Source organism: Vibrio sp. 10N.222.52.C3, from assembly GCF_041474195.1.
Classification (GTDB): domain Bacteria; phylum Pseudomonadota; class Gammaproteobacteria; order Enterobacterales; family Vibrionaceae; genus Vibrio; species Vibrio crassostreae_C.
Window position 1 is genome coordinate 45,482 of sequence record NZ_JBFRTQ010000034.1, and the last position, 8,396, is coordinate 53,877.

Here is an 8,396-nt window from a genome sequence, read left to right on the forward strand (position 1 = left end):
GAGCTATTGCCTCTCAATCCGTTTTACAAACGAACCAAACATAAAAAAAGCCCCAGTCTCTCGACTGGGGCTTTCATCTTTTCCCGATAGATAAGTATCGTGCTAGCGAAAACTTATCTCAAAACTAATGCTTACTTATTATGCGTTAGCTTTTTCTTTTTTAGCTTTTGGCGCTTTCGCTTCAGCTGGCTTTTGGTCTGCTTTCTTAAGGATAACTGTAGTACCTTCGAAAGTTTCGCCTTCAACGTATGGTTGGCCGAAGTAAGAAGTTGTTAGAACTTCTTTTAGCTCAGTGATTAGAGGGTAACGTGGGTTAGCACCTGTACACTGGTCATCGAACGCTTCAACAGCTAGCTCGTCTAGTTTAGCGATGAAGTCAGACTCGTTAACACCCGCAGCTTGGATAGATAGTGGGATGTCTAGGTCAACTTTAAGCTCTTCTAACCAAGTCAGTAGACGTTCAATCTTCTGAGCTGTACGGTCACCAGCTTGGCTTAGGCCTAGGTGGTCAGCAACTTCAGCGTAACGACGACGTGCTTGTGGACGGTCGTACTGAGAGAATGCAGTCTGCTTAGTTGGGTTATCGTTCGCGTTGTAACGTACAACGTTTGAGATAAGTAGTGCGTTAGCAAGACCGTGTGGTAGGTGGAACTCAGCACCAATTTTGTGAGCCATTGAGTGACACACACCTAGGAATGCGTTCGCAAATGCTACACCAGCGATAGTTGCTGCGTTGTGTACTTTCTCACGAGCTATTGGGTCAGCCGCACCATTTTTGTAGCTTGATGGTAGGTATTCTTTAAGCATCTTAAGAGCTTGAAGAGCTTGACCGTCTGAGTACTCGTTCGCTAGAACAGATACGTAAGCTTCAAGAGCGTGAGTTACTGCATCGTAACCACCGAACGCTGTTAGAGACTTAGGCATGTTCATTACTAGGTTCGCATCAACGATAGCCATGTTTGGCGTGATTTCGTAATCAGCTAGTGGGTATTTAGCACCAGTCTTGTCGTCAGTAACAACAGCGAATGGAGTAACCTCTGAACCTGTACCTGAAGTTGTAGTGATACATACAAGCTCAGCTTTTTGACCCATTTTAGGGAACTTGTAGATACGTTTACGGATGTCCATAAAGCGCATTGCTAGTTCTTCGAAGTGAGTTTCTGGGTGCTCGTACATAACCCACATGATCTTAGCAGCATCCATTGGAGAACCGCCACCTAGAGCAAGGATTACGTCAGGTTGGAAGCTCTTCATTGCTTCAGCGCCTTTCTCAACAACAGATAGCGTTGGATCCGCTTCTACGTCGAAGAAAGTTTGAACTTCGATGCCTTGTGCTTTAAGCAAGCTAACTACGTCATCTGCGTAACCGTTGTTGAATAGGAAACGGTCAGTTACTAGGAATGCGCGTTTCTTACCTTCTAGGTCGCTCATTGCGATTGGAAGGCTACCACGACGGAAGTAGATAGACTTAGGTAGTTTGTGCCACAACATGTTTTCAGCTCGCTTCGCTACAGTTTTCTTGTTGATAAGGTGCTTAGGACCTACGTTCTCAGAGATAGAGTTACCACCCCATGAACCACAACCTAGAGTTAGAGAAGGTGCAACGTTGAAGTTGTACAGGTCACCGATACCACCGTGAGTAGTCGGGATGTTGATTAGGATACGAGCAGTCTTCATCTTGTCACCGAAGTAACGGATGCGGTCTGCGTTAGTATCTTGGTTAGTGTAAAGACCAGATGTGTGACCGATACCACCGATTTCAACCATAGTTACCGCTTGAGCAACTGCGTCTTCGAAGTCATCTGCGCGGAATAGACCTAGAGTTGGAGATAGTTTCTCGTGAGCGAATTCGTCATCGTAAGAAACTTTACCAAGACCTTCACCTACAAGTACTTTTGTATCAGCAGGAACTTTAACACCAGCCATTTCAGCGATTGCTGGAGCAGGTTGACCTACGATTTTAGCGTTTAGGTTGCCGTCGATAAGCAGAACTTTACGTACTTTATCAGCGTCAGCTTTAGATAGAACGTGAGCTTTGTGAGAAGCGAAACGCTCTTTAACTTCGTCATATACTTCGCTAACTACGATTGCAGCTTGCTCAGAAGCACATACTACACCGTTATCGAAAGTCTTAGACATAAGGATAGATGCTACAGCACGTTTGATGTCAGCTGTTTCATCGATAACGACAGGAACGTTACCAGCACCAACACCGATAGCAGGCTTACCTGAAGAGTATGCTGCTTTAACCATGCCTGGACCACCAGTAGCAAGGATAAGTGCGATACCGTCGTGCTTCATAAGCGCGTTAGAAAGCTCTACAGATGGTTGGTCGATCCAACCGATGATGTCTCTTGGAGCACCAGCTGCAACAGCTGCGTCTAGAACTAGTTTCGCTGCGTCGTTAGTTGAGTTCTTTGCACGTGGGTGTGGCGAGAAGATGATGCCGTTACGTGTCTTAAGAGAAATTAGAGATTTGAAGATTGCTGTAGAAGTTGGGTTCGTTGTTGGAACGATACCACAGATGATACCTACAGGCTCAGCGATAGTCATTGTGCCTAGGTTGTCATCTTCTTCTAAGATGCCACATGTTTTTTCGTCTTTGTATTTGTTGTAGATAAATTCAGATGCAAAGTGGTTTTTGATAACCTTATCTTCAACAATACCCATTCCAGATTCAGCAACTGCTTGTTGAGCAAGTGGAATACGAGCGTGGTTAGCAGCAAGAGAAGCTGCGCGGAAGATTGCGTCTACTTTCTCTTGAGAGAATGTTGCAAACTCTTCTTGTGCTGCTTTAACGCGAGCTACTAGAGCATCAAGTTCCGCTAAGTTAGTTACAGGCATGGTGGATCTCCTAAAATAATAAATATTAAAAACTTTTTATTAAATTCGCTGCTTGCCGTTAACCTTAAACACCAGCGTTCTTAGTAAATTGCTTTCAGGGCTGAGTATATTATTTCACTGTGTGAAAAAAATTGACCCAGATCAGTTACCCAAAAAGAATTAACCAGAAAGTAGTAAGGCAATCGCAAAAATGAACTTAAGAGCATGATTTATATAGATTAAACTCACACTTTTCGTTCGCGCAAAAAACAAGCAAACAGACAACTTTTTTCTACATAGCGTAATAAACTGTAAAAAAGTTTCATTTTTAGTCCGTTAAATTACATGTATACAGCTATATTCGTGCTACTGAGAGTATATCCATAGCGTTGTACGGGCTAGATTCTGACATAATTTTTATTAATTTCGTGCGTCGGTTAACAGTTATTCAATAATAAATTACAAAATGAAACACTACCAACTAGCTTGCAACAGGCTTAAAACAAAAGTGAGATTCAATTAGTTTTTCTAAAAAGAATCACCCATTTCAAGTTAGTTTTTTTCATTCGCGTAAATTGAGTTTGTCCCTTACATTACGCGCCTAAACTATTCACAGATCAACCCTTCAACCTTAAGTACGCTAACTGGAGATCGCTCTCATGCAAGGCTTAGAACTCGCAATTTTTATGCAATTCTTCCTTGGGCTTGTTGCTGCCGTAAACCCAATCGGCATCATGCCTGTTTTTGTTTCTCTTACTGCTCATATGCCGCCAGAAGAGAGGAACAGGACAGCCTTACAAGCAAATATTGCTGTTGCCGTGATCTTGATTATGTCACTTGTTGCAGGGCAAATGCTTCTTGATATGTTTAGCATCTCGTTGGATTCATTCCGCGTTGCTGGTGGCTTACTGTTATTGAGCATCGCATTTTCGATGATGAGCGGTAAGCTCGGTGAAGATAAGCAGAACAAACAAGAGAAGTCTGAATACATCAGCAAAGAGCAGATCGGCGTTGTTCCACTTGCTATGCCGCTAATGGCAGGCCCAGGTGCAATCAGCTCGACCATTGTTTATGGTTCTCGCTACCCTGCTGCTATTGATACGGTCGGCATCGGCATTAGCATCATCGCATTCGCAACGTGCTCTTGGCTTTTGTTCCGTTCAGCGCCGGTTATCGTTCGCTTTTTAGGTCAAACGGGTATCAACGTGATCACTCGTATCATGGGTCTGATTCTTGGCGCATTGGGCATCGAGTTCATCGCCAATGGCCTACGTAATCTGTTCCCAGGCTTGGCATAACGTTTAACAACATTTCGGTTGCTCTATAAAGGGCAACAATATTGAAATATAGATGAGGCGAGTAAAGCAATTGGGCTTTCACTCGCCTCGTTATTATGAAGCTTGTATAATGACTGTTAATGCATTTAACAGAAGACGAACCTCTCCTTATGTCACGCAAGCCACTCAAGCATCATTTGTACGTCATTATCTTTGGTACTCACACGCCAGCCGGACGTGCATTTGATATAACTCTGATCGTTGCAATCTTGGCTTCGCTGTTGGTTCTGATCTTAGAATCCATCCCTAATGTGATGACCGAATGGTCACAACAGCTGCGTTATATCGAATACACCTTCACTGCACTCTTCACTCTTGAGTATTTGTTAAGGCTCTATTGCTCCCCAAAGCCAAAATCTTACGCCACCAGTTTTTATGGTGTCGTTGACCTATTGGCGATTCTTCCGACCTACCTAGCAATCATCTTCCCAGGCGCTTCATTTATGGGTGTGGTGAGACTGCTGCGTGTGATGCGTATCTTCCGAATTCTAAAGCTGGTTCGCTACCTGCAAGATTCCAATATTCTGTTGCGCTCACTATTAATGGCACGACGAAAGATACTGATCTTCTTTAGCACCGTCGGCATCTTGGTGGTTATCTTTGGCGCCTTGATCTTTGTTATTGAAGGTCCTGACAATGGCTTCACCAGTATTCCTCACAGTATCTATTGGGCCATCGTGACTATCACTACGGTAGGTTATGGTGACATGGTGCCGCAGACCGCGCTTGGTAAAGCCATAGCATCACTGACCATGCTATTGGGTTACTCTATCTTAGCAGTGCCAACCGGGATCATTACTGCAGAACTCAGTAATGAGATGAACTCGCACAAAGAGTTGGTTAAGTGCCCGAATTGTAACCGAGCGGGTCATGATTCAGACGCCATGTATTGCAAGCACTGTGCTAGCGAATTAGCGGATCCAGACAAGCGTGTCGTCACCGACGAGAAATAAAAGCAGACACGAGATTCGAGTAGCGAGATGCGAAGAGATTTAAGGGCAGTTTCGAGGGCCGAATAACGAGGTAGCAATAAACTAAAAAGGGTTGACGTTTGTCGTCAACCCTTTCGGTTTATCAGCTAATAGAATTTAAGCAATCTTGCCTATTACGATTTCTCAGCAAGGATTATGCGTAGAGTACGACGTAGTGGTTCTGCAGCACCCCAAAGTAGTTGGTCACCAACCGTGAAGGCGTTTAGGAAGTCGTTACCCATCGACATCTTACGCAGACGACCGACAGGTACAGACATTGTGCCTGTTACTTTCGCTGGTGTTAGCTCCTGTGCCGTGATGTCGCGGTCATTAGGAATCACTTTAACCCAATCATTGTGCGTTGCGATGATCTCTTCGATCTCGTCCATTGGCACGTCTTGCTTAAGCTTGATCGTTAGTGCTTGAGCGTGACAACGCATTGCACCGATTCGTACACAAGTACCATCAATTGGGATTGGCTGACCATCTAGACCAAGAATCTTGTTCGCTTCAACACCGGCTTTCCACTCTTCTTTACTCTGACCGTTTTCACGCTTCACATCGATCCAAGGAATCAGTGAGCCTGCAAGCGGAGCACCAAATTGGTCTGTTGGGAATGAAGATGAACGAATCGTATCAGCCACTTTCTTATCGATATCAAGAATTGAGCTTGAAGGGTTTGCTAACTCAGAACTTACGCTGTCGTTGATCACACCCATTTGTGAGATCAGCTCACGCATGTTCTTAGCACCCGCACCAGAAGCTGCTTGGTAAGTCATGGCACTCATCCACTCAACCATGCCTTTCTCGTACAGACCACCTAGAGCCATAAGCATTAAGCTCACAGTACAGTTACCGCCAACGAACGTGTTGGTGCCGCTGTGAATGCCTTGCTGGATTTGAGCCAAGTTAACAGGATCAAGAGTGATGATTGAATCAGCATCCATACGCAGAGTAGATGCTGCATCAATCCAGTAACCTTTCCAACCTGCTTGACGCAGTGCTGGGTATACTTTTGATGTGTAATCGCCGCCTTGACAGGTAATCACAGCATCAAGCTGTTTTAGGCTATCAATATCAAAAGCGTCTTGAAGTAGACCCGCATCTTTACCACCTAAAACAGGGGCAGGAATACCAATCTGAGATGTGCTGTAATAAACAGGCTCAATCAAGTCGAAGTCTTTCTCTTCAACCATACGTTGCATCAGTACAGAACCAACCATACCGCGCCAACCAACTAGACCTACTCTCATCGCTCACTCTCCATGTATAAATTAAAAATTGCTCTCCCCCATCTATAAGTTTTTCAGAAACAGAACTCAAGTGCTTTTTGTCAAAAAGTGTAACTTTTTCGTTTCTTTTAAGTGAACGTAATGAATCGTGCAGTTATCTCTGTATCGACATTCCATCTCCACCTCATTGATTAAGCGTCCATTATCGTCAAATTCAAACATTTACATCGCCAAAGTCGATTCAATCGACGCTCATCACAAACAGTAAATCCCTCTTTTAAACCAAGGTTAATCAGAGTTTTATTTTACAAAACGAAAACAACGTGCGACAGATTTCAACATGTAACAATCATGAATGTAACAAAAATTTAGATTATGAAACCACAATTGATTGAGTTAACAGTCAAATATTACAACTTGGGCGTATTTTTTCGATATAATAAACTAATTACTGTAGTGTCCGTTTTGCACCACACACTATAACGAAGCACTATAAATGCTCGAAATCACAAGAGGCTTTTATGAAGCAGAGTAAAACTCGCCTACCGAACCTATTGCAGGTATTCATCGCGTTAGGACTATTTCTATCCCTTGCTTTTTCCTTTACTGCAAAGCTTGACCTTCCAATTCAACTTGCCTTGTATATTGGCTGGTTCATTATCATGGTTCTTGGTATTCGTCTTGGACACCAATACAAAGACTTAGAAAAAGCAGCACTCAAAGGAATATCCAATGGCTTAGGCGCGGTTTTAATACTTTTAGCCGTTGGCGCTCTTGTTGGTACTTGGATCTCAGGCGGGATCGTACCTACTATCATTTACTATGGTCTGAAAGCTATCCACCCTTCTATCTTCCTTTTAGCGACCATGATCATCTGTTCTCTAACTGCATTGGCGACCGGTACTTCTTGGGGTGCTGCGGGTACAGCAGGTATCGCGATGATGGGTATCGGCCAAGGCCTAGGTGTTCCAGCACCGATTACTGCAGGTGCCGTGCTGTCAGGCTGTTACTTCGGTGACAAGATGTCTCCTCTTTCTGATTCAGTGATTCTGGCTTCTTCAATGTCTGGTGTTGAAGTGGTTGAACACATCAAGGGCATGCTTCCAGTTGCGTTAATCAGCTACGTGATTACAGGCATCATGTTTACTGCGTTTGGTTTCCACTACGCGGGCAACGTTGACATGAGCCAAGTAGACTCTGTAATCAAAGCAATGGAAGTTCAGTTCTACATCACGCCTTACTCATTCGTTCCGGTACTTATCGTGCTTGGTCTGTTGGCTTTCCGTATGCCTTCATTCCCGGTCATCAGTTTTGGTTCTCTGCTGGGTATTATCTGGGCAGTCATGATCCAAGATATCGACTTCCTAACGGCATTCAACACGGCTTGGGCACCGTTCTCAATCTCATCTGGCGTAGAGTTTATTGATTCGATTCTTAACCGTGGCGGCATGTCTTCAATGCTGGGTTCAGTTGCGGTTATCGTATTTGGTCTAGGTTTTGGTGGCTTACTGGATAAAGTGGGCGTACTAGAGACAATCGCTAAGGTGTTTGAGCGCCGCGTAAACAGCGCAGGTTCACTAGCGACTAGCACAATTGGTACGGCTTTCATGGGTAACGTATTCGGTTCTGCAATGTACGTATCGTTAATCCTTACACCAAAAATCTGTGCGAAAAACTACGACCGTTTAGGCTACAAACGTAAGAACCTATCGCGTAATGCTGAGTTTGGTGGCACGTTAACGTCGGGTATGGTTCCGTGGAGTGATAACGGTATCTACATGGCGAGTATTCTTGGTGTTGCGACGCTGTCTTACGCACCGTTCATGTGGTTAAGCTTCATCTGTATCATCGTGACTATCGTGACATCTTACATGGGTTGGTTCGTTGATAAGTGTGAACCAACAGCACCAGCGTTTGAAGCTGAAGAAGCAACAGAGTTAAGCAAGCAACAAGCTTAAGTTCAGGAGCTAACGCTTTCGAACATAACTCAAAACGTTAATGGTTAAATGCAAAAAGAGCGCCCTAGGGCGCTC

At 44.2% G+C, this 8,396-nt stretch carries 5 protein-coding genes; 3 read left to right on the forward strand and 2 right to left on the reverse strand.

The features are described 5' to 3' along the window. Positions 1 to 138: 138 nt before the first annotated feature. Positions 139 to 2,844, reverse strand: a complete 2,706-nt coding sequence (adhE, locus tag AB4517_RS06275) for a bifunctional acetaldehyde-CoA/alcohol dehydrogenase (RefSeq protein WP_017061183.1) — start codon at positions 2,842 to 2,844, stop codon at positions 139 to 141. 638 nt (positions 2,845 to 3,482) lie between these two features. On the opposite strand from adhE, the gene AB4517_RS06280 reads away from it, so the two are divergent. Both AB4517_RS06280 and AB4517_RS06285 read left to right on the forward strand, forming a co-directional pair. Continuing rightward, positions 3,483 to 4,121, forward strand: coding sequence for a YchE family NAAT transporter (locus AB4517_RS06280; RefSeq protein ID WP_017061184.1), 639 nt, complete (start codon positions 3,483 to 3,485; stop codon positions 4,119 to 4,121). A gap of 149 nt (positions 4,122 to 4,270) precedes the next feature. After that, positions 4,271 to 5,113 (forward strand): ion transporter, encoded by an 843-nt coding sequence (locus AB4517_RS06285; RefSeq protein WP_029235134.1) that lies wholly within the window; start codon positions 4,271 to 4,273, stop codon positions 5,111 to 5,113. Positions 5,114 to 5,265: 152 nt separating this feature from the next. Here AB4517_RS06285 and asd read toward each other — a convergent pair whose 3' ends face one another. Continuing rightward, entirely contained in the window at positions 5,266 to 6,384 is a 1,119-nt protein-coding gene (gene asd, locus AB4517_RS06290; protein WP_017061186.1) for an aspartate-semialdehyde dehydrogenase, read from the reverse strand. A gap of 500 nt (positions 6,385 to 6,884) precedes the next feature. Here asd and nhaC point away from each other — a divergent pair, with 500 nt between their 5' ends. Further along, complete coding sequence (gene nhaC / locus AB4517_RS06295) at positions 6,885 to 8,321, forward strand: Na+/H+ antiporter NhaC (protein WP_017063453.1); 1,437 nt, start codon at positions 6,885 to 6,887, stop codon at positions 8,319 to 8,321. Positions 8,322 to 8,396: the final 75 nt, after the last annotated feature.